General features: G+C 64.4%; 19 protein-coding genes. 12 read left to right on the top strand and 7 right to left on the bottom strand.

The window, feature by feature from the left end; translation table 11 throughout:
- Positions 1-109: 109 nt before the first annotated feature.
- Together G453_RS0112330 and G453_RS26345 are read left to right on the top strand one after the other, a co-directional pair.
- The gene (locus G453_RS0112330) at positions 110-1,972 is read left to right on the top strand and encodes a carbamoyltransferase family protein (protein WP_027191321.1); all 1,863 of its coding nucleotides are present in this window, start codon (positions 110-112) and stop codon (positions 1,970-1,972) included.
- Positions 1,973-2,001: 29 nt separating this feature from the next.
- Positions 2,002-2,388, top strand: a complete 387-nt coding sequence (locus tag G453_RS26345) for a hypothetical protein (RefSeq protein ID WP_051272369.1) — start codon at positions 2,002-2,004, stop codon at positions 2,386-2,388.
- A gap of 88 nt (positions 2,389-2,476) precedes the next feature.
- Here the strand turns inward: G453_RS26345 and G453_RS0112320 are convergent, their stop codons facing one another.
- Positions 2,477-2,803 (bottom strand): zinc-ribbon domain-containing protein, encoded by a 327-nt coding sequence (locus tag G453_RS0112320; protein WP_027191320.1) that lies wholly within the window; start codon positions 2,801-2,803, stop codon positions 2,477-2,479.
- 103 nt (positions 2,804-2,906) lie between these two features.
- On the opposite strand from G453_RS0112320, the gene G453_RS0112315 reads away from it, so the two are divergent.
- Positions 2,907-3,122, top strand: a complete 216-nt coding sequence (locus G453_RS0112315; protein WP_051272368.1) for a ferredoxin — start codon at positions 2,907-2,909, stop codon at positions 3,120-3,122.
- A 524-nt stretch (positions 3,123-3,646) separates the two neighbouring features.
- Here G453_RS0112315 and G453_RS23775 read toward each other — a convergent pair.
- Both G453_RS23775 and G453_RS0112305 read right to left on the bottom strand, forming a co-directional pair.
- Complete coding sequence (locus G453_RS23775) at positions 3,647-4,045, bottom strand: hypothetical protein (protein ID WP_043645580.1); 399 nt, start codon at positions 4,043-4,045, stop codon at positions 3,647-3,649.
- Between the two features lie 103 nt (positions 4,046-4,148).
- Positions 4,149-4,508 carry an iron-sulfur cluster assembly scaffold protein gene (locus tag G453_RS0112305; protein WP_027191318.1) on the bottom strand — a complete coding sequence of 120 codons (360 nt, stop codon included), beginning with the start codon at positions 4,506-4,508 and terminating at the stop codon, positions 4,149-4,151.
- 466 nt (positions 4,509-4,974) lie between these two features.
- Here G453_RS0112305 and G453_RS0112300 point away from each other — a divergent pair, with 466 nt between their 5' ends.
- Genes G453_RS0112300 through G453_RS0112290 form a run of 3 tightly spaced genes read left to right on the top strand, consistent with a single transcriptional unit; the run spans position 4,975 to position 8,315 of the window.
- On the top strand, positions 4,975-5,553 hold the full coding sequence (locus G453_RS0112300) for a YkgJ family cysteine cluster protein (protein ID WP_027191317.1): 579 nt from the start codon (positions 4,975-4,977) through the stop codon (positions 5,551-5,553).
- Positions 5,546-7,900 (top strand): penicillin-binding protein 1A, encoded by a 2,355-nt coding sequence (locus G453_RS0112295; RefSeq protein WP_027191316.1) that lies wholly within the window; start codon positions 5,546-5,548, stop codon positions 7,898-7,900. The genes G453_RS0112300 and G453_RS0112295 overlap by 8 nt, the downstream gene beginning before the upstream one ends.
- A 43-nt stretch (positions 7,901-7,943) precedes the next feature.
- The gene (locus G453_RS0112290) at positions 7,944-8,315 is read left to right on the top strand and encodes a hypothetical protein (protein ID WP_027191315.1); all 372 of its coding nucleotides are present in this window, start codon (positions 7,944-7,946) and stop codon (positions 8,313-8,315) included.
- A gap of 584 nt (positions 8,316-8,899) precedes the next feature.
- Here G453_RS0112290 and G453_RS26340 read toward each other — a convergent pair.
- The 3 genes from G453_RS26340 to purD all read right to left on the bottom strand — a co-directional run bounded on the left by G453_RS26340 (position 8,900) and on the right by purD (position 12,887).
- Complete coding sequence (locus G453_RS26340; RefSeq protein WP_027191314.1) at positions 8,900-10,768, bottom strand: sensor histidine kinase; 1,869 nt, start codon at positions 10,766-10,768, stop codon at positions 8,900-8,902.
- A 347-nt stretch (positions 10,769-11,115) separates the two neighbouring features.
- A complete protein-coding gene (gene purE / locus G453_RS0112280; protein WP_027191313.1) occupies positions 11,116-11,610 on the bottom strand; it encodes a 5-(carboxyamino)imidazole ribonucleotide mutase in 495 nt (164 codons plus the stop codon).
- Positions 11,607-12,887, bottom strand: a complete 1,281-nt coding sequence (gene purD, locus G453_RS0112275) for a phosphoribosylamine--glycine ligase (RefSeq protein ID WP_027191312.1) — start codon at positions 12,885-12,887, stop codon at positions 11,607-11,609. Before purD ends, purE begins: the two co-directional genes overlap by 4 nt.
- Positions 12,888-13,051: 164 nt before the next feature.
- Here purD and G453_RS0112270 point away from each other — a divergent pair, with 164 nt between their 5' ends.
- The 3 genes from G453_RS0112270 to G453_RS23765 all read left to right on the top strand — a co-directional run bounded on the left by G453_RS0112270 (position 13,052) and on the right by G453_RS23765 (position 14,442).
- Positions 13,052-13,510: a Fur family transcriptional regulator gene (locus G453_RS0112270; RefSeq protein ID WP_235731754.1), complete on the top strand. Its 459-nt coding sequence runs from the start codon at positions 13,052-13,054 to the stop codon at positions 13,508-13,510.
- Between the two features lie 117 nt (positions 13,511-13,627).
- On the top strand, positions 13,628-14,122 hold the full coding sequence (locus tag G453_RS0112265; protein WP_027191310.1) for a rubrerythrin family protein: 495 nt from the start codon (positions 13,628-13,630) through the stop codon (positions 14,120-14,122).
- A gap of 158 nt (positions 14,123-14,280) precedes the next feature.
- Positions 14,281-14,442: a rubredoxin gene (locus G453_RS23765; protein ID WP_084502297.1), complete on the top strand. Its 162-nt coding sequence runs from the start codon at positions 14,281-14,283 to the stop codon at positions 14,440-14,442.
- A gap of 177 nt (positions 14,443-14,619) precedes the next feature.
- Here the strand turns inward: G453_RS23765 and G453_RS23760 are convergent, their stop codons facing one another.
- The gene (locus G453_RS23760; RefSeq protein WP_043645574.1) at positions 14,620-16,077 is read right to left on the bottom strand and encodes an HD domain-containing phosphohydrolase; all 1,458 of its coding nucleotides are present in this window, start codon (positions 16,075-16,077) and stop codon (positions 14,620-14,622) included.
- A 210-nt stretch (positions 16,078-16,287) separates the two neighbouring features.
- Here G453_RS23760 and G453_RS23755 point away from each other — a divergent pair, with 210 nt between their 5' ends.
- The 3 genes from G453_RS23755 (at position 16,288) to G453_RS0112240 (ending at position 20,794) form a co-directional block, all read left to right on the top strand.
- Complete coding sequence (locus G453_RS23755; protein ID WP_043645571.1) at positions 16,288-18,948, top strand: HDOD domain-containing protein; 2,661 nt, start codon at positions 16,288-16,290, stop codon at positions 18,946-18,948.
- A gap of 25 nt (positions 18,949-18,973) precedes the next feature.
- Positions 18,974-20,374, top strand: a complete 1,401-nt coding sequence (locus G453_RS23750; RefSeq protein ID WP_043645569.1) for a MinD/ParA family protein — start codon at positions 18,974-18,976, stop codon at positions 20,372-20,374.
- 105 nt (positions 20,375-20,479) lie between these two features.
- Complete coding sequence (locus tag G453_RS0112240; RefSeq protein ID WP_027191309.1) at positions 20,480-20,794, top strand: cupin domain-containing protein; 315 nt, start codon at positions 20,480-20,482, stop codon at positions 20,792-20,794.
- Positions 20,795-20,869: the final 75 nt, after the last annotated feature.

Genomic DNA, 20,869 nt, shown 5'->3' with positions numbered 1-20,869 from the left:
GGCGCAACACGAGACGTCGCCGTACCGGGCGTTTGAATCAGCACATCAACGAGAGTCGCGCCGCCGAAGGCTTGACAGCCCCGGCGGCGCTCTTCAGCAGGAATACGCCATGCCCGAGGCCATTCTAGGCATCTCCGCATACTACCACGACTCCGCCGCCGCCCTGATCATGGACGGGCGCATCGTGGCCGCCGCCCACGAGGAACGCTTCACCCGCAGAAAGCACGACCCGTCCTTCCCCACCAACGCCGCGGCCTACTGTCTGGCCGAGGCGGGGCTGGCCTTCAAGGATCTTGCCGCCGTGGCCTTCTACGACAAGCCCTTCCTCAAGTTCGAGCGCCTGCTGGAGACCTACCACGGGTTCGCGCCCTCGGGCCTCAAAAGCTTCCTGTCCGCAATGCCGGTGTGGATCAAGGAAAAGCTGTTCATGAGCAAGATGCTCGCGGACGAATTCGCCAAGCTCGGCCCCGGCAAGCCCCAGGTGCTCTTTCCCGAGCATCACCTGTCTCACGCGGCCAGCGCCTTCTACCCCTCGCCCTTCGAGGAAGCCGCCATCCTGACCATCGACGGCGTGGGCGAGTGGGCCACCACCACCATCGGGCACGGCAAGGGCAAGGAGATCACCTTCCTGCGCGAGCTCGATTTCCCGCACTCGCTGGGCCTTCTGTATTCCGCCTTCACCTACTACTGCGGCTTCAAGGTGAACTCCGGCGAGTACAAGCTCATGGGCCTCGCGCCCTACGGCAACCCCGACTCCGAGCGCGTGGCCGAGTATATGCGCAAGATTTACGACGAACTCGTGGACGTGCGCCCCGACGGCTCCATGCTCCTGAACATGGCCTACTTCACCTACGCCACCGGGCTTCGCATGTGCAACGACGCGGCCTGGGAGAAACTCTTCGGCCTGCCCCGGCGCGAGAGCGAGACCGAGCTGACCCAGGAATACATGGACATGGCCCTGGCCATCCAGCAGGTCACGGAAGAGGTGGTGCTGCGCCTGGCCCAGACCGCCAAGGACCTGACCGGCTGCGAATACCTGACCATGGCAGGCGGCGTGTCGCTCAACTGCGTTGCCAACGGCAAGCTCCTGCGCAAAGGCATCTTCAAGGACGTCTGGATTCAGCCCGCCGCCGGCGACGCCGGCGGCGCGCTTGGCGCGGCCCTGTCCGCCTGGCACATCTGGAAGGGCAAGGACCGCGTCATCGAGAACCCCGGCAAGGACTCCATGCGCGGAGCCTATCTCGGCCCAGAGTTCTCCCTGTCCGACATCAAGCGCGTGGCCGCCCGCCGCCATGCGCCCTTCACCAAGTTCGACGATTTCGACGCGCTGTGCCGCGAGGTCTGCTCGCTTCTGGCCCAGGGCAACGTGGTGGGCTGGTTCCAGGGGCGCATGGAGTACGGTCCGCGCGCGCTCGGCAACCGCACCATCCTGGGCGACCCGCGCAACCCCGACATGCAGAAGAAGCTGAACCTGAAGATCAAGTACCGCGAGGGCTTCCGCCCCTTCGCCCCCTCCGTCATGGAGGAGGCCATCAGCGAGTACTTCCAGATCGACCGCCCCTCGCCCTACATGCTGCTGGTGGCCCCGGTCAGTGAGGATCGCCAGCTGGCCCTGCCAGGCGACTACAACGAACTCGGCATGTGGGAGCGGCTCTACGTGCAGCGCTCGGACCTCCCGGCCATCACCCACGTGGACTACTCCGCCCGCATCCAGAGCGTCGGCAAGGACGTGAACCCCCGCTACTGGCAGCTCATCGACACCTTCCGCCAGACCCAGAACTGCGCGGTGATCGTGAACACCAGCTTCAACGTGCGCGGCGAGCCCATCGTGTGCACGCCTTCCGACGCCTACCGCTGCTTCATGCGCACCGAGATGGACTATCTGGTGATGGGCGACTGCCTTTTCGCCAAGGGCGAACAGCCGCCCCTGCCCGAGGATTCCGACTGGATGACCGAATACGAGCTGGATTGATTGGCGCAAAACTTGCTACAATTGCAGGCATGATCAAAAGCGTCACCGCCGCACTGCTGCTCTCGGTCCTGCTGACAGCCAGCCCCGTCAACGCCATCGACAACGAGGCGGTGATGCGCTGCCTCTTGCGCGAAGTCCTGGCCGCGCTGACCTGCAAGACCACGGACGACTTCCGCTTCGTGGGCAAACGCGACGAGGTGTACGTGTTCAACGCCCACTACGCCGCCAAATTTACGGAGTTCTACTGCCAGGTTTTCGACAGGGACGTGGTGGTGACCAGCAAGGCCTGGCAGGGCAACATGGGCTCGGCGCGAATCAACTACGAGTCCCAGCCCGGCTGCATGACCGCCACCGTGAACTCGCCCTGGGCCGAGTGCCACGTCCCCAAGATCGTGCAGTGCTGCGGGTCGGACTAGCCTCGCCCCGTTTCGTCCATCCCGCGCAAGTCCGCGCGCAACCAGCCCTTTCTTGCATTGCCCGCTGTTCCGGCATACGCGCGTATGCTCATCCCTTCCAGTTGAGGCCACGCAGCAACGCGTAGGCCATGGCCGCCCCTGCCAGCACAAAGAGCGGCCAGTAAAGCTCCGCTGCGCTCAGGCCGTACGCCGCGCCCCCCGCGAGAAGCGCGACCGCCCAAGCCTCCACATGTTTTCGCGTCTTGCGTCTGGTCGCAGGTCCGGCTTCATGCAGCATGGGGATCGGCTCCACGTATCCACCGTCGTCAAAGCCCAGCTGTCCCGGCCCGCTCTGGCTAGACTGGAGTTTGTGGCCGCACGACCCGCACGACAGGGCGTCGTCCTGGTTCTCCTGGCCGCATTTGTTGCAGATCATGTGGTGTGGCGCGTTGACAAATTTCCCCCAGGCCGTACATTTTCCGGCGGATGTTCAATTCTAGCGCCGCGTGCGGACGCGGGCAACCATAAAGCGAGGATGCATGAGCAGTCCCGGTCCCGTCATCATTCCCGTCTATCTCGACCTCGTGCCCTGCCACGGCTGCGGCGCGTGCGCCGAGGTCGCCCCCGAACTCTTCGGCATGGATCAGTCCATCGAGCAGCCCTTTCTCAAGGCCGACGAAGCGCTTGAGGAGGTCGTCAGGCAGGCAATAGCCTATTGCCCCAACGACTGCATATCAACGGACGTCGAAGAATAGGGCAGGGTCAGGGAGAGGCTGGGCTCCGCCCAGACCCGGCAGGGCTCTGCCCTGCACCCGCCAGGGGAGAAGCCTCCCCTGGACCCGGCTCTTAGCTTCGCGTCGTGCGCGGGCAGGTTGAGTTTGGGCAGGGGGTTGGTGGCTGGGGCTGTCGCGTTCGTGTCCTGGCGGGCGGGCTAGAACCGATTTGAAGACGATTCGTCGCCCGCCCGCCAGAACCCGACCGTGACAGCCCCCAGCCCTTGGACCATCAGCCTCAGCTTTAGAAACAGCTCCGGCCCGGTCCTCAGAGGCAGACCCCGGTTTACGGAGAGATGCCCTTGCTTTTCAGGGCGGGCAGTCGCCTAGAGAATGGCTCCATCGAATCTTCACGGGGGGAGTTCAAGAAAATACGGCCCATGAACGCGGCTTTGCGCGTTCTGGGCTGGCGAATTCTGTGAACATTGCCGGTGCTGCCCGCGAAGCGGATGCAGGGTCCAGGGGGATCATCCCCCTGGCGGGTCCAGGGCGGAGCCCTGGTGGGGTCAGGGGCGAAGCCCCTGCCTCTTCCGGCGTACGAGAAGCGGGGCGGCGAGAAGCGTCAGCGGCACCAGCGGCCACAGGCGGCCTGCCAGGATGTTGTAGTCGGCCAGCATGACGTCCCAACTCAGGCCGCGCGCCAGGCCGAAGCCGAACTCGAAGGCCAGGGTCAGGCCGGACCAGAAGAGCCCCAGGGACAGGCGGGTGGACGTGCCGTCGATGCGCAGGCGCTGCACGAAGGCCCGGATGGCTGCGAAGTAGAGAACGCAGAGAAGGACGGTGCAGGCGGCCCGCGCGGGCGTATCGCCCATGGCCGGGGCCAGGAGAAACTGGCGCAGCGTCCCGGCGAGAATGGCCATGGCCAGGAAAGCCAGCCAGAGAAGTAATGCCCGAAGGACGATCATTGTGCGCTCCGTTGTGGGCAGTATGTCAAAGGCGTCTGTGCGCGAAGGACAAAAAAAGGGCCGCCCCACGATCCCGGAGCGGCCCAGTTGGCAGTGGTCCGCCTTAGGCGGCCATTCTCTTTTCCCAGTCCTTCAGGGCGATCTTCAGAGCGCCGATGGTGAAGACGTCACAGTCGTAATCGTCCTTCACGGTCTGAAGGTTGGGGCGGAGATCTTCGTTGGTCAGGGGGTAAAGATCGTATATGGACTTGCCCTTGATCATGGTCAACAGGGCGGCCAGGCACTGGCGGCTGTAGTAGCAGCCTTCGGCGATGCCGCCAGCCTCGACGACGACTTCGTCGACGATGCGCAGCTGAACGGTGATGGCCTTCTTGCAAGTGGTGCAGCCGTGAACGCCTTCACCGTTGTAGTTCTCAAGGGGACGGATGATTTCGGCAAAAGCCTCTTTCTTGCTCGTGGACATGACAGAAACCTTCTATGTGTATATATAGCTGTTGCAACCAAGGAGCGCGATCGCGCGGTGCGCGTACACAGCTCCGAGGCGGCGCAAGGGACTGAAGATGGAATAGGACCAATTGGGTACAGTCAAAATGCGTCGCCGGAACCTCAACCACTGCCGGGAGTCGTGATAGACCCGAGCCGGGGGTGAGGTCAAGGGAAAAAAATCACAAAGTAAAACAAAAAATAATTATATATAGGGGGCATGTGGATTTTGTGCAACAATATTTTTCTTAAGCGAGATGCTTGGTTTTTGAAACTTCCCCTTCCGTGAGCGGAACGCTCGTGCCGGAAATGGCCCGACGGGCGGCGGCGTCGATCGCTCGCGGCGATGCTGCGCCCTGGAGGCGATTCAGGCCGGATTGTCCGAAAGGTGTTGCCAGAGCGCCCCTGCGGTCATAATGGCTTACGAGCAAACGAGGATATCATTTGTGACCACATCAAAAGACGCCCAGGTCTGCGCCCGGTGCGCCGCGATAAGCCCAACCTGCTGCAACCTCACGCCGGGCCAGGAAGACCTGTGCTTCCCGGTGTCCGAGATCGAGCGTCAGCGCATCGTCGAGTACGGCCCCACGCGCGGCGGATTGACGGGCGCGCCGAACTCCTCCGCCTTCCTGGACAACCTGATGCGCCTTTTCCCCAACGACCGGGAGCATCTGTCCAGGGTGTTTCCCCCCCACGGGGAGCACCTCCGGCTGGCCACGGACCCGGACGGCAACTGTACGTTCCTGGGCCCTCATGGGTGTATTTTGTCGGGCGAGGTCAGACCCTATTATTGCCGTCTGTTCCCGTTTTGGGTATCGGCAGGGGCCGTCACCGCTTTCGATGCAAAAGACTGCCTCGCCTGCCGGGAAGGGCGCATCGTAAGCGGCATGCTTCCCCTTTTCAGCCAGAAACGCTCAACGGTCCGGGAGTTGCACGGACGCATGCGCATGGCCTGGGGAATGTCTCCCGATGAGCACGGCGCACGGGCGGAAAGGAAACGAACGAAAGTGGATAAAAATGCGTAAATTTCTCTTATTCTTCGCTATATTTGTCGCGCTGACCATCGTGGGCGCTGGTGTGGGTCTGGTGGGCGTGTACTTCTGGGCGGCCAGCGATTTGCCGGGATTTAAGAATCTTACCGAATACAAGCCCCCTGTGGTGTCCACCGTCTACACCCACGACGGCAAGGTGCTCGGTAACCTGTTCGCGGAGAAGCGCTTCCTGGCGACGCTCGGCGAGATGCCCGCGTACCTGCCCAAGGCCTTCCTGGCCGCAGAGGATTCCTCCTTCTATCAGCACGAAGGCGTGGACCCCATGGCCATCTTCCGCGCCTTCCTGCGCAACATGCAGCACGGCGGCGCGAAGCAGGGCGGTTCCACCATCACCCAGCAGCTGGTCAAGCGCCTGCTGCTCACGCCCGAGCGCAGCCTCAAGCGAAAGATCAAGGAAGCCATCCTGGCCTACCGCCTGGAGCGCTACCTCACCAAGGACGAAATCCTCACAATCTATCTGAACCAGATTTACCTGGGGTCGCGCGCTTACGGCGTGGAAGCCGCCTCGCGCACCTATTTCGGCGTGCACGTGGGCCAGCTCACCCTGGCCCAGGCAGCCGTGCTGGCCGGTCTGCCCCCCGCGCCCAGCCGCTACAGCCCGCTCAAGGACTTCGAGGCCGCCAAGAGCCGCCAGCGCTACGTGTTGGGGCGTCTGCTGGAGATGAACTGGATAACCCAGGACGAGCACGACAAGGCCCTCAAGGAGCAGCTGGTCTTCAAGAGCATGGACGAGCAGACCTGGGGCGTGGGCGCATATTATCTTGAAGAGGTCCGCCGCTGGCTGGTGGACCACTACGGCGAGGACATGGTCTACACCGGTGGCCTCAAGGTGGTCACCGGCTGCGACCTGACCCACCAGGAAGCCGCCGAGAAAGCCCTGAAGAACGCCCTGGTGGCGTCCTCCAAGCGTCGCGGCTGGAAGGGGACCATCGACACCCTGACTCCCGATAAGTGGGCCGAGTTCCTGGCCCAGGATGTGAACCCCGCCCTGCTGAAGAACGGCCAGTGGGTCAAGGCCCTGGTCACCGAGGCCTCCGCCAAGGGGCTGGTGGTGAAATACGGCAAGAACACCGGCCTCATCGACGCCAAGTTCCTGGGCTGGACGCGCGGCAAGGGTCCCAAGCCCGGCGAGGTGGTCTGGGTGTCCCTGGCTCCGGTGGACCCCAAGGCCAAGGCCGCAGCGGAAGCCAAAGCCATCGCCGACGCCAAGAAACCCGCTTCGGGCAAGGCCGCGCCTGCCCCTGCTCCCAAGGTCGGCGACGACCTCATCCTCCAGCAGGAGCCCGACGTCCAGGGCGCGATAACCTCCCTCGACCCCAAGAACGGGGCGGTGCTGGCCTGCGTGGGCGGCTTCTCCTTCGAGAAGAGCCAGTTCAACCGCGCCACCCAGGCGCTGCGCCAGTGCGGCTCGGCCTTCAAGCCCATCGTGTATTCCGCCGCCATGGACGAGGGCATGACCCCGGCCACCGTGGTCATGGACAGCCCCTTCGTCTACGAGGACCCCGTCACCCACAAGATCTGGAAGCCCGAGAACTACGAAGGCGGCTTCCAAGGCCCCATGAGCCTGCGCGCCGCCCTGGCCAAGTCGCGAAACCTGGTCACCATCCGCGTGGCCCAGCAGATCGGCATCCAGAAGGTCATCGCGCGGGCCAAGGCCATGGGCATCGAGTCCGAACTCGGACCGTATCTGCCCATCTCCCTGGGCGCGGGTGCGGTGCACCTCATCAACCTGTGCCAGGCCTACACCTCCTTCGCCAACGGCGGCGTGCAGGTGAAGCCCCGCTTCGTCCTCAGCGTCACCGGCCCCGACGGCCAGGAGCTCTTCAAGTCCGAGCCCGAATACCACGAGGCCATGTCGCCCCAGACCGCCTTCATCATGGACGCCATGCTCAAGGAAGTCGTGCGCGCCGGCACCGCCGGGAAGGCCATGGTCATAGGCCGCCCCCTGGCAGGCAAGACCGGCACCTCCAACGACGAACAGGACGCCTGGTTCGTGGGCTTCACCCCCTATCTGCTCACCGGCGTCTACCTGGGCTTCGACCAGGTCCAGCCCATGGGCAAGGGCGAGACCGGCGGCACCGCCGCGCTCCCGGCCTTCATCGAGTATCGCCTGGCCGTGGAAAACATGTACCCGGTCGAAGACTTCCCACAGCCGCCGGGCATCGTATGGAGCGCCGTGGACGGCGTGTCCATGCCCTTCAAGGAGGGACAGGAGAAGAGCGCCTTTGCCGGAATCATCGGCGGACAAGGCAACGTCAACTTCTCCGACCCCGACGCCCCCCTGGCAACCGGCGAGGACCTGCTGAAACAGATGTATTGATCCCCGGGCGCGCCGCCGCGCCCGGCACAAGGACCACCCGCTCATGGAAAAGCCGTCTGATATTGCGAAGGTGCTGGACATGGTCAGCGAGACCGCACAGGCCATCCGCCGCCTGGAAAAGGACGCCATGGAAGCCCTGCACGGGCAGGGCGACACGGACTCCCACCGGGCCATGATGCTGGAAAAGTGCGAGCTGCTGGCCGATCTGCCCGAGCACGCCGAGCCCTACCTCAAGGGCGACGACGCCGTGACCGACAGCCTGCGCCAAGGCCTGAAAGGCTTCGCCCGCCGCGCGGACATGGCCCTAAACCTGGAGAGCATCTTCTTCATGTCCGCGCTTTTGTACCCCGACGACTACCAGGACGGCGAGCCCAACGACCTGGAGAGGTTCCTGGCCCGCTACGAGGCCAAGTAAGCGCCGCAGCCGGGCTCTGCCCGGACCCGGCGGGCTCCGCCCTGCACCCGCAAGGGCTCTGCCCTTGACCCGCCAGGGGAGAAGCCTCCCCTGGACCCGGCTTTTCGCTTTGCGTCGTGTGCGGGCGTGTTGAGTTGGGACTGGTGGCGGTGGCTGGGTGCTGTCCCGTTCGTGTCCTGGCGGGCGGGCTAGAACCGATTGGAAGACGATTCGTCGCCCGCCGCCAGAACCCGACCGTGACAGCCCTCAGCCACCGCCTAAAGCACGCTCTGCCGCATTAAAAAACCATTCTGCCATAATGAAAGCACGCTCTGCCACGATGAAACGTGAGTCAGGACGAAGACGCATGTGGTCGGTTGGGAGCATTCAATGCAGTACACCCCGATCACCGCCATCGTCGAAGATGGCGATTTACGAATTGATAAGCCCTGAAGCGCGGCTTTGCGCGCTTCAGGGCTTATTTGCGGGATATCTGAAACGTATCTGTTCGTTACGCGAAGCTAACTGAGGGTCCAGGGGGATCATCCCCCTGGCGGGTGCAGGGCGGAGCCCGCCGGGGTCCGGGGCGGAGCCCCGCCGTCGGCTTACTCGGCCAAGGGCAGGGTCACGTGGACGGTGGTTCCGTCGGGGTCGGAGGTGTCCAGTGCGATGGAGCCGCCGAGGGTTTGTGCGATCAGTCTGGCGGAGTAGGTGCCAAGGCCGGTGCCGTGTGTTTTCCCGGAGGTGGCGTACTTCTCGAAGAAGCGGGCGCGGATGTCGTGGGGCACAGCACCTTTGTTGGTAATGGAGATCCGGCCCTGACCGCCCTGCCTTGCGAGTGCGATGGTCACGGCGTGCCCCTTTGGTGACGCCTGAATGGCGTTTTCCAGCAGGTTTCCCAACATGGACCAGCAGGGCAGCTCTTCGCTGAGGACCGGGAACGTGTCTGTTTCCCCGGCAGTTTGTCCCTCGATGGTCGTCTCCAGGGTGAGCTCTTTTGTTTTGAGCTTGCCTGCGGCTTCGAGCTTGAGCTTGCGCAGCAGTTCCACGATGTCCACGGGGCTTGGCTCGAAGGTGTAGGTCCCCTGTTCCATCTTGAACATTTCCAGGGATATGTTGATGAGATTCAGCATGTTGTAGCCAGTTTGGCGGATGAGCCGCAGATACTCGTCGATTTCCTCGCGCGGCATGTCCTTGTCGAGAAGAATGAGCCTGGGCAGCCCGATGATGGCGTTGAGGGGGCTTTTCAGGTCATGGCGGGACATCCGGTCAATGTCCTCGCGCAGTTGTTCCAGGCGCCTCTTGTCGGTGACGTCTTGCAGGACGCCGGCCAGCGTTTTGCGCGTGCCGTGAAGGGTGACGCCCCCCAGGAACCTGATCCAGCGTTCGTTGCCCTGGAAAGTGGCGATTTTGGCTTCAACATCCAGCGGGATGCCGGTTTCGCGGGAACTATCGAAGGAGACCATCAGGGAGATGCGGTTTTCGGGATCGACGCGTTCGAGCATGGCGTCCATGGTAGGGACGAAACCCTCTGGAGCTTCGAAGAGGCGGTGGGTCTCGTCGGTCCAGTGCAGTTCGTTGCTTTCGCGCTCCCAGTCGAAGCCGCCGATGCCGCCTGCTTTCTGGGTCTTGTCCAGCAGCTCCCGGCTTTCCAGGAGTGCTGCTTGGGCTTTCCGCCGTTCCTCGATTTCCATCTGGAGGTCACGGAAGAGGAGGTCGTAGGGCTTTTTCAGGCCCGTTTCGATTATGGCCCGGTACATGAAGTAAAACGAGAGGATCTTGAAGATGTGTCCCACCAGGTTGATGGTGGCGTAGAGGTTCGTATAGGCGGTGAAGCACAGTTCCGTGGCGATTGTGGCGGCCATGGAGAGGATGAGGAAGCGCAGCACCAGCGGATCGAACTTGTCGCGGTTGATCCAGAGCAGCCAGGTCGCTCCCGTCAGGATGGCGCAGATGATGTACTCGCTGGCGATCTTGAAAGGCGTCAGGCCGTAACCGGCAACGAAACAGTCGGGGAATACCCGCCAGGAGAAGATCGAGAGCAGCGCGAGGATCGTCACGGCGCAGAAGCCGCAGAATACGGGAACGACCGGCAGCTTGCGCCGGAAAAACAGGGGGGCGGCCAGAAGCGCGAGGCTCTCCATGTACCTGGCCACGATCCATATCTGCGGCGGGAGGTTGTTGTCGTCGTAACCGGGGAAGATGGGCATGCCCTTGTAGGCCAGGGTGTGCAGCAGGTCCAGAATGGCCACGAAGAAGTACGCGATGCCCATGAACAGCAGGTAGCCGTTGTTCATGAAGCGTTGGGTGTTCCAGGCCAGCATGAAGACGCCGAAGGCGATGACAATGCTGAACAGTTCGGCGAAGGTGTGGAAGAACAGATAACTGTAAGAGGCCGACATCACCAGGGCAACCAGAAGCACGATGCCTAGGGAGGCTTCCTTCCAGTCGACCGAGCGAAGAAGTGATTTCATGCCTTTCCTGTTATTGGGGTCGTGGCTGTTATTGTCCGGAGCGGAGCGCGGGGGTGCGGGATGTTTATGCGCGTTCCGCGCAGGCCTTGCATGTTCCCGCATCAGCGCGATAGATGCAAAGGGCTTCTTATCTGCGAAAGATAATTGTCACGTTGAGTTTAGCTGATTCGACCATAGAGTATTGGGAGGTGAGGCGCAAGGCGGAGATGCAGACGTATCGGAGAATCGGGCGGACATCGCTTCGGGGACACGTACGCGCAGGACGAAAACGCCCTCCACGGGAATGCCGTGGAGGGCGCGTTTCGGTCTGACGGCATTGTCGGATAAACAAGCCGGGAGAGCCGGGCTCAGGCTCGGCCTTCGAGCTCCCGCGCGGCCTTTTCGACGCCCGCCACGAAGCCTTCGCGGGCCTTTATGATTTTGGCCTCCAGGGACTTGTCGCCGATGGCCAGGATCTGTGCGGCCATCCAGGCGGCGTTGCGCGCCCCGGCCTTGTCCAGGGCCACGGTTCCCACCGGGAAGCCCGGCGGCATCTGCACCGTGGCGAGGAGGGCGTCCATGCCGCCCAGGGCGGACGCGGTGACGGGCACGCCAAGCACGGGCTTCACGGTGCGCGCGGCCACGGCCCCGGCCAGGTGTGCGGCCATGCCCGCCGCGCAGATGAACACCTGGCAGCCGTCGGCCTCCAGGTCGCGGATGAGCTTTTCCGTGCGGTCCGGGGTGCGGTGCGCGCTGGTGACCGTGTACAGGTGCGGGATGCCAAGCTCGGTCAGTACGTCGGAGCAGGGCTGCATGATGTCGCGGTCGGAGATAGAGCCGATGAAGATGGCGACCTGGGTCATTTCGCGCTCCTCCTGATGCCCTTGTCGCCGATGTCGCGGCGGAAGTGGCACGTGTCGAAGTGGACGGACGAAACGGCGGTGTAGGCGTTGGCCTGGGCCGAGGCCAGGTCGTCGCCCAGGGCGGTGACGCCGAGCACGCGCCCGCCCGTGGTCAGGAGCTTGCCCGCTTCGAGCTTGGCTCCGGCCACGAACACCTTCGCTCCGGGGGTCTTTTCAGCTTCCTCGATGCCGGAGATGACCATGCCCTTGGGGTAGCTGCCGGGATACCCGCCGGCGGCCAGCACCACGCACAGGGCGGTCTTGGGGCTCCAGGACACCAGGGACGGGGTCAGCGTGCCCGAGGCGCAGGCCAGCATGATGGGCACGATGTCGGACTCCAGGCGCATGAGCAGCGGCTGGCACTCGGGGTCTCCGAAGCGCACGTTGTATTCCAGGACCATGGGACCGTCGGCGGTCATCATCAGGCCCGCGTACAGGATGCCCTTGAAGGGGTGGCCTTTGGCGGCCAGGGTGCGCACGATGGGGGTGATGACCAGGGCGGCCATGCGCTCCCACTCGGTGTCGGGCAGGACCGGGGCGGGGCAGTACGCGCCCATGCCGCCGGTGTTGGGGCCGGTGTCGCCTTCGCCCACGGCCTTGTGGTCCTGGCAGGAGGGCATGGGGACCACGGTCTCGCCGTCGCAGAAAGCCAGGAAGGAGGCCTCCTCGCCGACGATGCAGTCTTCCACCACCACGGTGTCTCCGGCGGCGCCGAAGCTGCGCGCGATCATCATGTCGTGAAGCGCTTCCAGGGCCTCGGCGTGGGTCTTGGCCACCACCACGCCCTTTCCGGCGGCCAGGCCGTCGGCCTTGACCACCATGGGCAGCGCGTGGGCCGTGATGAAGGCCTTGGCGGCGTCGTAGTCGGTGAAGACTTGATAGTCGGCGGTGGGCACGCCGGAGGCGCGCATGATGTCCTTGGCGAAGGCCTTGGACCCTTCCAGTTGCGCGGCGTAGCCGTCGGGGCCGAAGCAGGGGATGTTGGCCTGGGCCAGCGCATCGGCCAGACCGGCCACCAGGGGGGCTTCGGGACCGGCCACCACGAGGCCTATGGCGTTGGCCTTGGCGAAGTCCACCAGTCCGGCCACGTCGGTGTCGGCCAGGGGGACGTTGGTTGCGGTAAGGGCCGTGCCGCCGTTTCCGGGCGCGGCGAAAAGCGTATCGACGAGGGGGCTTTGGGAGAGCTTCCAGGCCAGGGCGTGTTCGCGCCCGCCCGAGCCAACCAGCAGGACGTTCATGTTCGCTCCTTGGGTTCGGTAGGCGTGGGGTAGCGCAAGTGGCCCCTGAAATCAAACCCGACCGTTAAGGAGGAGCTTTCCTTGTTGTGAATTTTTCTCAATAACCCTTGACTTCGACAACAAGTAGGCTATCAGAAAACTATCCGTTTCAAGGAGATGTTCCCATGTTGCAGACACATGCAATGGCCATGGATTTCGACTCCGCCCTGGAGAAGTTCAAGGTCATCTCACAGGACAAGGGGTTGCGGCTTACGCATCAACGCCTTGAAATCCTGCGGGAACTTGTTGGCGCAAAGGACCATCCCAGCGCGGAAATGGTGTTCGGGCGGGTGCGGCGCAGGCTGCCCACCATCTCGCTGGACACCGTCTACCGCACCCTGTCCACCTTCGACGACCTGGGCATCATCATGCGTGTCCCGGTCACCGGGGACCAGGGGCGCTTCGATGCTGACACGAGTCCGCACCACCACTTCGTCTGTTCTCGCTGCAAGTCCATCTATGACTTCATGTGGAGCGAGTTCGACCAGTTGGTTCTGCCAGACGATTCCGAGGCCCTTGGGCGCGTGGATGATCGGCGCGTTGTGGTTCGCGGCGTGTGTCAGGAGTGCCTGGGCACGCAGTAGGAAGTTCGTCAGGCAATCGAAATGTTTCAGGGCACTTGACCAGAACGGTCAATTTGGCTTATACTTCTTGTCAGAATTATTACTAATTAAAAATCCATCTTATTAATTGGAGGCATCATGTCGAAGTCCGAAGCGAATCTGAAGGAAGCTTTTGCCGGTGAATCCCAGGCCAACCGCAAGTACCTGGCTTTCGCCAAGCAGGCCGACAAGGAAGGCCTGAAGCAGGTGGCCAAGCTGTTCCGCGCCACTGCGGAGGCCGAAACCGTGCACGCCCACACCCACCTGCACGTTCTCAAGGGCGTGGCCGGGACCGCCGAGAACCTGAAGGCCGCAATCGAGGGCGAGACCCACGAGTTCGAGAGCATGTACCCCAAGATGATCGAAGAGGCCATCGCCGAGGGCAACAAGCAGGCCGAGCGCACCTTCCGTTTCGCCAACGAGGTGGAGAAGATCCACGCCGAGCTGTACAAGAAGGCCCTGGCCGACCCCGCAGGCCTCAAGGATACCGAGTACTACATCTGTTCCGTGTGCGGCTACACCTGCGAAGACCACGCCCCCGAGAGCTGCCCGGTCTGCAAGGCCGCCGCCAAGGCGTTCTTCACGGTCGGCTAGCGGGCTGCCTTTGAAAAACGTGTGCATGTTTTTCAATTGATGCTCTCTTGATCTTTGTGGCAAGGCCTGTGACGTGCGCCAGCGAATCGTGATGATGCACGGCTGGATCGTGTCCCGGCCCGTCTATGGAATCGCCCGAATACCGTGAGGAGGCCATCATGGACAAGTGGGAATGCCCCTGCGGCTACGTGTACGACCCTGAAGAGGGCGACGTGCCGCATGGCGTGAATCCCGGCACCGCCTGGGAGGATGTCCCGGCGGACTGGGTCTGCCCCAAGTGCGGGGCGGAGAAGGAATTCTTCGAGAAGGTCGAGGGCTGAGCCGCGTCTTCATCGAGAATGAGTTGAAAACAGCAAGCCCCCGGTGAGAGCCGGGGGCTTTTCGTTGCTTGCGGGGTCCTGACCGGCGTCGCTGCGGCCCGGAGCCCGAGTCGCACGTACGGTCTAAATGGCTGTCGAGGCAGCGCCGCGCCGATTCCACACGGCGACCTGAGAGGCTCAGTTCTCGCCGGGCGCGTCCAGCAGCTGGAGCCAGGCGTTGACAAGCTCCGCATCCCACTGGCTGCCCGCGCCCTTGCGCAGGATGGTGCGGGCGTCGTCCACGCTTCTGGCCTTGTGGTAGGCGCGGTCGGAGGTCATGGCCTCGAACCCGTCCACCACGCTTACCAGCCGGGCCAGGAAGGGGATCTCCTCTCCGGAGAGACCGTCGGGGTATCCGTTTCCATCCACCCGCTCGTGGTGGTGGTAGACGATGGGCAGAACGTCCGAGAGGGACTCCACCTTGCCCAGGATGGTGCGCGCGATGGTCGGATGCTGGCGCATGGCGGGTAATTCCTGAGAAACCAGCGGCCCCTGCTTGTTCAGGATGCTGTCCGGCACGCCGATCTTGCCGATGTCGTGCAGCACTCCGGCCACGCGCACCAGCTCCACCTCGGCCTCGGACAGCCCGAGGAAGCGCGCCAGCTTCGTGGCGTAGCGGCTCACCCGCTCGGAGTGGCCCCTGGTGTAGGTGTCCTTGGCCTCCACGGCGTGGACCAGCGAAAAGACGATCTCTCCGTTGACGGATTTCAGCTTGGCGCAGGCCTGGTTGCTCTCGAAGCAGAGCGAGGCGTGGGCCGCGAACAGGGTCAGGAGCTTGAGTTCGTCCAGGCCGTAGGCCACGGTATTCCCGGCCCGCAAGGCGACCACGGCCCCGCGCGGTCCGTTCTGGCCTTCCACGGGGACGCCGATGGCCGAGGTGGGGACGGCGGCGTGCCCGTTCCCGTTGCCGAAGGCCTCGCGCAACAGTTGTCCTTCAATCAGAATGGGGCGCCCCTTGGCGGCGATGGAGGCGCTCAGGGTCTCGAACCAGGAGCGCACGCCGGGGTTGTCGCGGAAATAGGGGCCGATGAGCACCTGCGGGCCGGACTCAAGGTCCTTCACGCCCTTGATGAAGAAGGCGATCCCGTCGGGAGAAAAGGCGGACTTCACCTGGCCGAGGAACTGCTTGATGAGCGATTTGGAATCCTCATGCCCGTTCATGGCGTCTTTCAGGGCGAGCATCTGCGCCAGCGTCCCGTAGGAGTTGCGCTTGACGCGAAGCGAGCGTTCCTCAAGGGCCTTGCAGACGGCCTCCCGCAACGCTTCCAGCTTGAAGGGCTTGAGCAGGTAGTTCACCGCTCCGAGCTTCACGCACTCCACGGCGCTCTCGATGCCGCCGTAGCCGGTGAGCACGATCACGTCTGTGTCGGGGGCCAGTGTGCCCGCAGCCTTGATGAGGTCCAGGCCGCCCATGCCGGGCATGCGCAGGTCGCTCACGATGAGGTCGAAGGTCTCGGTGCGAAGAAGTTCCATGGCCGCGAGGCCGTCGCGAGCGGTGGAGACGGAGGAGGCGATCCCCTCGAGGGTTTCGGCGCAGACCTCAAGAACGCCCGGTTCATCGTCCACCAGCAGGATGCGCGTCTTGTGTTGGGCCATATGGATCGAGTCCTGTCCTGATGAAGGTGTTGGAAACCGCCCGGACGGTCCTGGTCTACAACCTGCTAACGGGATTTGTCCAGCATCCTTGGGCAAACCGGTAGAAGACCATGTCAGCCGGGCGGACGGTTGCTTTTTCGAACGGATGATGTAGGGAGCAGCAACTGCGGTACTCTCTGGAAATAACGCTTACCCCAAGTTGGCATCGCCATGCGTCAGGACCCGCCCAAGCATACCACCGACCGGATGCGCAAGCTCATCGAGAGCATGGAACAGCTTCCGTCCGCGCCCGCCTCGGCTGCCCGTATCCTTGGGATCGCCACCAGGGAGTTCCCCGACTTTCAGGAACTCGTCGAGGCCATCGAGGCCGATCCTTCCGTTTCCACCCAGCTGCTGCGCCTCGCCAACACCGCCGGATTCAACCGCGTGGAGAAGGTGGACGACATCCGCCAGGCGGCCATGCTGCTGGGCACCGACGTGGTGCGCACGGTGGCCCTGTGCGTGTGCGTGCGCGAAGGGCTCTTCAATACCTTCGACGCGGGCGATCCCCTGGTCCGCGAATACTGGCGGCACTCCCTGGCCTGCGCCTGCGCGGCCAAGCTGCTGGCGGAACAGGCCCGGCCGGGCCTTAGCGGGGCGGCCTTCGCGGCGGGACTGCTGCACGACTGCGGCAAGCTGGCCCTGATAAGCGCCGGAAGCGACGCTTACGTCTCCCTGCTGCGCGACGAGTTCCTGGTGGGCCAGCGCCTGGTGGCCGCCGAGCAGGAGGCCCTGGGGGCCGACCACTGCCTGGCCGGGAAATGGCTGCTGGAGCGCTGGAAGCTGCCGGAGTTGTTCATCGACGCCGCCTGGATGCATCATCAGCCGGCCAGCGCCCTGCTGGGGGCCGGCGAGCACGCGACCGTAAGCCTCATCGTGGCGCTGGCGGACCGGCTGGCCCATGAGGCCATGGGAACTGTGCCCAGCGGCTTCGAGGACGCGGACTGCCTGGGCTTGGCTTCAGCACTGGGCCTTGAGGGGCCGGTGGCGCTGCGTGAGGTCCGCGCGGGCGTGGGCAACCTGTTCGCGGAGCGGGCCGCCTTGTTTGATCTCAAGGAGGACGCCGCCTCCTTCTATTTCAATGCGCTTGGCCGGGCCAACCGGCGCCTGGGCGAAGCCACCCTGGGGCTGGCCGGCAAGAACCAGGCCCTGGAGCGTGACGCCATGGCGCTTCGGCGTGTGGCCCAGGCCGGGGTGGAGATCGCCAAGGCCTTCACACCCCAGGACGTGCTGCTGGCCCTGGCCCGGTGCATCCAGGAGCGGTTCGCCTCGCCCGGCGGGCTGGCCTGCGTGATCGAGCCGGTGCTCCGCTCGGCCACCGGCCATGCCTGGGGGTTCGGCGGCGGGCCGCGCCCCGTAGACATCCCCCTGGACGAGAGCCTGCGGCCCGACGACTCAGACAGTTCCGTGGGGCTTCCCCGCGAGTTCCTGGACCATCTGACGGGCTGGCGCACCAGGGCTTCCGCCCTGGCCGGACCCGAAGGCCCGCCCATCCACTTCCAGGACGGCGTGGCCATGGTGACCCTGACCGACGGAGCCGAATCCTTCGGAGAGCTGCTGTACCGCCCCGCGTCCGGGCGCGTCCTGCCCGAGGAGCGCACGGCGGTCAGCCTGCTGGCCCAGCTGGCGGCGCAGGCCTTCCGCCACATCGAGCTGGTGGGCCGCTGCGAGCTTCGCTCCGAGCGTCTGGCCCAGGTGATGCGCTCCATGCAGGACATGAACGACAAGCTCCTGAAGACCCAGCGCCTCGCCGCCGTGGGCCAGCTGGCCGCAGGCGCGGCGCATGAGATCAACAATCCCCTGGCCATCATTTCTGCCCGCGCCCAGCTTCTGGAAATGCGCGAGGAGGACCAGGCCAAGAAAAAAGGCCTGCGCCAGATGGTGGAGCAGATCGAGCGCATCAGCGCCATCCTCGGCAGCCTTATGGATTTCGCCCGCCCGGCCGCCCCGCGCATGGAGGCCATGAACCCGCGCGACGTGATGGACCGGGTGCTGAGCCTGCTGGAAGGCAGCCTGGGAAGCCAGGGCATCGAGGTCCGCCGGGACTACCGGGGGGCCATCCCCGACATCAAGGCAGACGCGCGCCAGATGGAGCAGGTGCTCCTCAACCTGGCGCTCAACGCGCAGCACGCCATGGAAGACGCGGGCGGAGTCCTGACCGCCGGGATCAGCTATTCTTCCGAGAACGACTCGGTGATGTTCAGCATCTCCGACACGGGCGTGGGCATCCCTCGGGAAAACCTGGAGAAAATCTTCGACCCTTTCTTCACCACCAAGGCCGAGGGCAAGGGCACCGGCCTTGGGCTGTCCACCGCGTACGGCATCGTGGCCGCTCACAAGGGGCGCATCTCCGTGACCAGCGAGCCGGGGTCGGGCTCGGTGTTCAGTCTGGTCATGCCGCGCGACCTGACCGCCCCGGCCAGGAACACGGGCCTGCCCATGATCACCAGGACGCCCAGGCAGGCGGTGCTCGTTGTGGACGACGAACAGAACATCCGCGAGATCCTGCGCGAGTCCCTGGAGTCCAAGGGCTACGTCGTGGAGGTCGCCCAGGACGGCGAGGTGGCCCTGTCGCTTTTGCGCCAGAACCGCTACCAGCTCATGATCCTGGACATCCGCATGCCCAGCCGGGACGGCCTGTCGCTCCTGCGCGAGGCCAACAGCTTCGCCGAGCCCGCCATGCCCGTGCTGGTGCTGACGGGAATGGCCAGCGAGCAGGAGCTGAGCGAGGCCAGGGCGCTAGGCGCGGCCGCGTGCCTGAGAAAGCCCTTCCAGGTGGAAGAGTTGCTGGAGCTGGCCAGCAAGCTCCTGGAAGAGGGGGCCTCCCGGTGATCCCCTTCGCGCAAGGACCGACGCCGTGAGCCGAATCCTGTCCGTAGCCAGCGGAAAGGGCGGTACGGGCAAGACGAGCATTTCAGTCAACCTGTCATTGGCGCTTGGCCGCATGGGTCGGACCGTGTGCCTGCTGGACGCGGACCTGGGCCTGTCCAACGTGGACGTGCTGCTGGGCATATCCCCCAAGCTCACGCTCGAGGACGTGCTCTTCGAGGGCGTCCCCATGGAGGCGGCCATCCTGCGGGCCGGGCCGGGCCTGGACGTGATCCCCGGCGGGTCCGGCGTCTCCCGGCTGGCGGACCTCTCCCGCGAAGCCCGCGCCACCCTGGCCACGGAGTTCGCCAAGCTCGATGGCTACGACTATCTGATCGTGGACGGCTCCCCAGGCATCTCCAGCCAGGTGATTTCGCTGTGCCTGGCCTGCCCGGAACTTCTGGTGGTGGTAAACCCCGATCCGGCCTCGCTCACGGACGCCTACGCCCTGGTCAAGGTGCTCTTTGAGAACGGCCTGCGCCGAAGCCCCAACGTCGTCGTGAACCGGGCCGCCTCCGCCGAGTCCGCCAAGAACATCTTTGGCCGCCTGCGCGGGGCCATGGGCAAGTACCTGAAGCTCGACGCCAACCTGCTGGGGCACATCCCGAACGACCCGCACGTGGGAGCCGCCGCCGGGAGGCAACGTCCGCTGGTGGAGCTCTACCCGGCCTCCAATGCGGGGCGCGCCATGCTGGCCCTGGCCCGCTCCCTGGACGAAGCCAGGCTGTCCGCCGGAACGGTGGCCTCCTCTCCCGCCGCCTTCATGGAGGGGGCGCTGGTGCGCATGCGCGAGTCCTCCCCCATGCGCGGGCAGGACAGGTCGAACCCGGAGGTAGGTAAAACCCTGGACAAGGCCTTGGCCCTGGTGCGGCTGCTCGATTCGCCCGAGCAGGGCGGCACGCCCCCCGAGCCAGGCACGGAGCAGAAGTTCGTCCTGGCGCGGCTCAAGGCGTTGCTTCAGGCCGCACGGCGCGAGGTAGCACCCCCCGGAGAAGCCCCCCCCAAGGAACCGCCCGTGCGGGTCGCGGTCATAAGTTCCGATCAGGCCATTGGCGACATCCTCACCGAAAGCCTCGGTTCGTCCGGTCTTTCTGTCAGCCAGGCCGGGACGGGCAACGGCAACGGCAACGGCAACGGTAACGGTAAGGGCAAGGCAGACGCCAAGGCCGATGCCGCCGTGGTGTTCTGGCACGGGGAACCCAAAGCCCTGGCCCGCCGACTGGCGGAACTGGGGGGCGTGAACTACGTCCTGGTGCGAAGCGTGGCCAGCAAGGAGATCCCCCGTCTAGGCCGTTCGCCCGCCGAGGTCATGGACATGCCCTTCAGGCTGGAGGCCCTGGCCCACGCCGTCAGGCGCTGCGCACGCAGGAGCGTCCCCGCCGGGCAGTAGCTTTCCGCGTTTCTTTTCTCGACGCGCCCCCCTGGCTGATGTATCCATGCAGGACTGACCCAGGCGGCTTAAGGGCCGTCCGACCCGCAAAGGAGGGGAGCCATGATGAAGAAAGTGGCCATATTCGACGAGGCCAAGTTCACCGATCTCACGTTCCACAGTTTCCTGGTCCACGACTCGGAAAACTTCAAGATCATCAATTTCAATTTCAAGGCCGGGCAGACCATGCCCATCCACTCGCATGAGATCGAGGGAGAGCTCTCCATCCTGGTGCTCTCCGGCGAGGGGGAATTTCTTTCCGAGGACGACGCCATCCCGGCCAAGACCGGCGACGTGCTGGTCTCGGACATCTCAGAGCCCCATGGCGTGCGCGCCATCACCGACATGCGCGTGCTGGTGACCATCGCCCCGCCCATCTGATCCGTTCAGGGCCATACAGGCAAATAACGAGCAGGGCCGGGAGCGCCGCGTGGCGTTCCCGGCCTTTTCACGTGT

It is taken from the genome of Fundidesulfovibrio putealis DSM 16056 (assembly GCF_000429325.1).
Classification (GTDB): Bacteria; Desulfobacterota; Desulfovibrionia; order Desulfovibrionales; family Desulfovibrionaceae; genus Fundidesulfovibrio; species Fundidesulfovibrio putealis.
Note: the sequence above shows the minus strand (reverse complement) of the source record. Positions and strands in the feature narration are given on the sequence as shown.

Bases quoted from the DNA above. Each gene is read 5' to 3' on its own strand.
- G453_RS0112330 (WP_027191321.1), top strand. From the start codon at position 110: ATGCCCGAGGCCATTCTAGGCATCTCCGCATACTACCACGACTCCGCC.
- G453_RS26345 (WP_051272369.1), top strand. From the start codon at position 2,002: ATGATCAAAAGCGTCACCGCCGCACTGCTGCTCTCGGTCCTGCTGACA.
- G453_RS0112320 (WP_027191320.1), bottom strand. From the start codon at position 2,803: ATGATCTGCAACAAATGCGGCCAGGAGAACCAGGACGACGCCCTGTCG.
- G453_RS0112315 (WP_051272368.1), top strand. From the start codon at position 2,907: ATGAGCAGTCCCGGTCCCGTCATCATTCCCGTCTATCTCGACCTCGTG.
- G453_RS23775 (WP_043645580.1), bottom strand. From the start codon at position 4,045: ATGATCGTCCTTCGGGCATTACTTCTCTGGCTGGCTTTCCTGGCCATG.
- G453_RS0112305 (WP_027191318.1), bottom strand. From the start codon at position 4,508: ATGTCCACGAGCAAGAAAGAGGCTTTTGCCGAAATCATCCGTCCCCTT.
- G453_RS0112295 (WP_027191316.1), top strand. From the start codon at position 5,546: ATGCGTAAATTTCTCTTATTCTTCGCTATATTTGTCGCGCTGACCATC.
- G453_RS0112290 (WP_027191315.1), top strand. From the start codon at position 7,944: ATGGAAAAGCCGTCTGATATTGCGAAGGTGCTGGACATGGTCAGCGAG.
- G453_RS26340 (WP_027191314.1), bottom strand. From the start codon at position 10,768: ATGAAATCACTTCTTCGCTCGGTCGACTGGAAGGAAGCCTCCCTAGGC.
- purE (WP_027191313.1), bottom strand. From the start codon at position 11,610: ATGACCCAGGTCGCCATCTTCATCGGCTCTATCTCCGACCGCGACATC.
- purD (WP_027191312.1), bottom strand. From the start codon at position 12,887: ATGAACGTCCTGCTGGTTGGCTCGGGCGGGCGCGAACACGCCCTGGCC.
- G453_RS0112270 (WP_235731754.1), top strand. From the start codon at position 13,052: ATGTTGCAGACACATGCAATGGCCATGGATTTCGACTCCGCCCTGGAG.
- G453_RS0112265 (WP_027191310.1), top strand. From the start codon at position 13,628: ATGTCGAAGTCCGAAGCGAATCTGAAGGAAGCTTTTGCCGGTGAATCC.
- G453_RS23765 (WP_084502297.1), top strand. From the start codon at position 14,281: ATGGACAAGTGGGAATGCCCCTGCGGCTACGTGTACGACCCTGAAGAG.
- G453_RS23760 (WP_043645574.1), bottom strand. From the start codon at position 16,077: ATGGCCCAACACAAGACGCGCATCCTGCTGGTGGACGATGAACCGGGC.
- G453_RS23755 (WP_043645571.1), top strand. From the start codon at position 16,288: ATGCGTCAGGACCCGCCCAAGCATACCACCGACCGGATGCGCAAGCTC.
- G453_RS0112240 (WP_027191309.1), top strand. From the start codon at position 20,480: ATGAAGAAAGTGGCCATATTCGACGAGGCCAAGTTCACCGATCTCACG.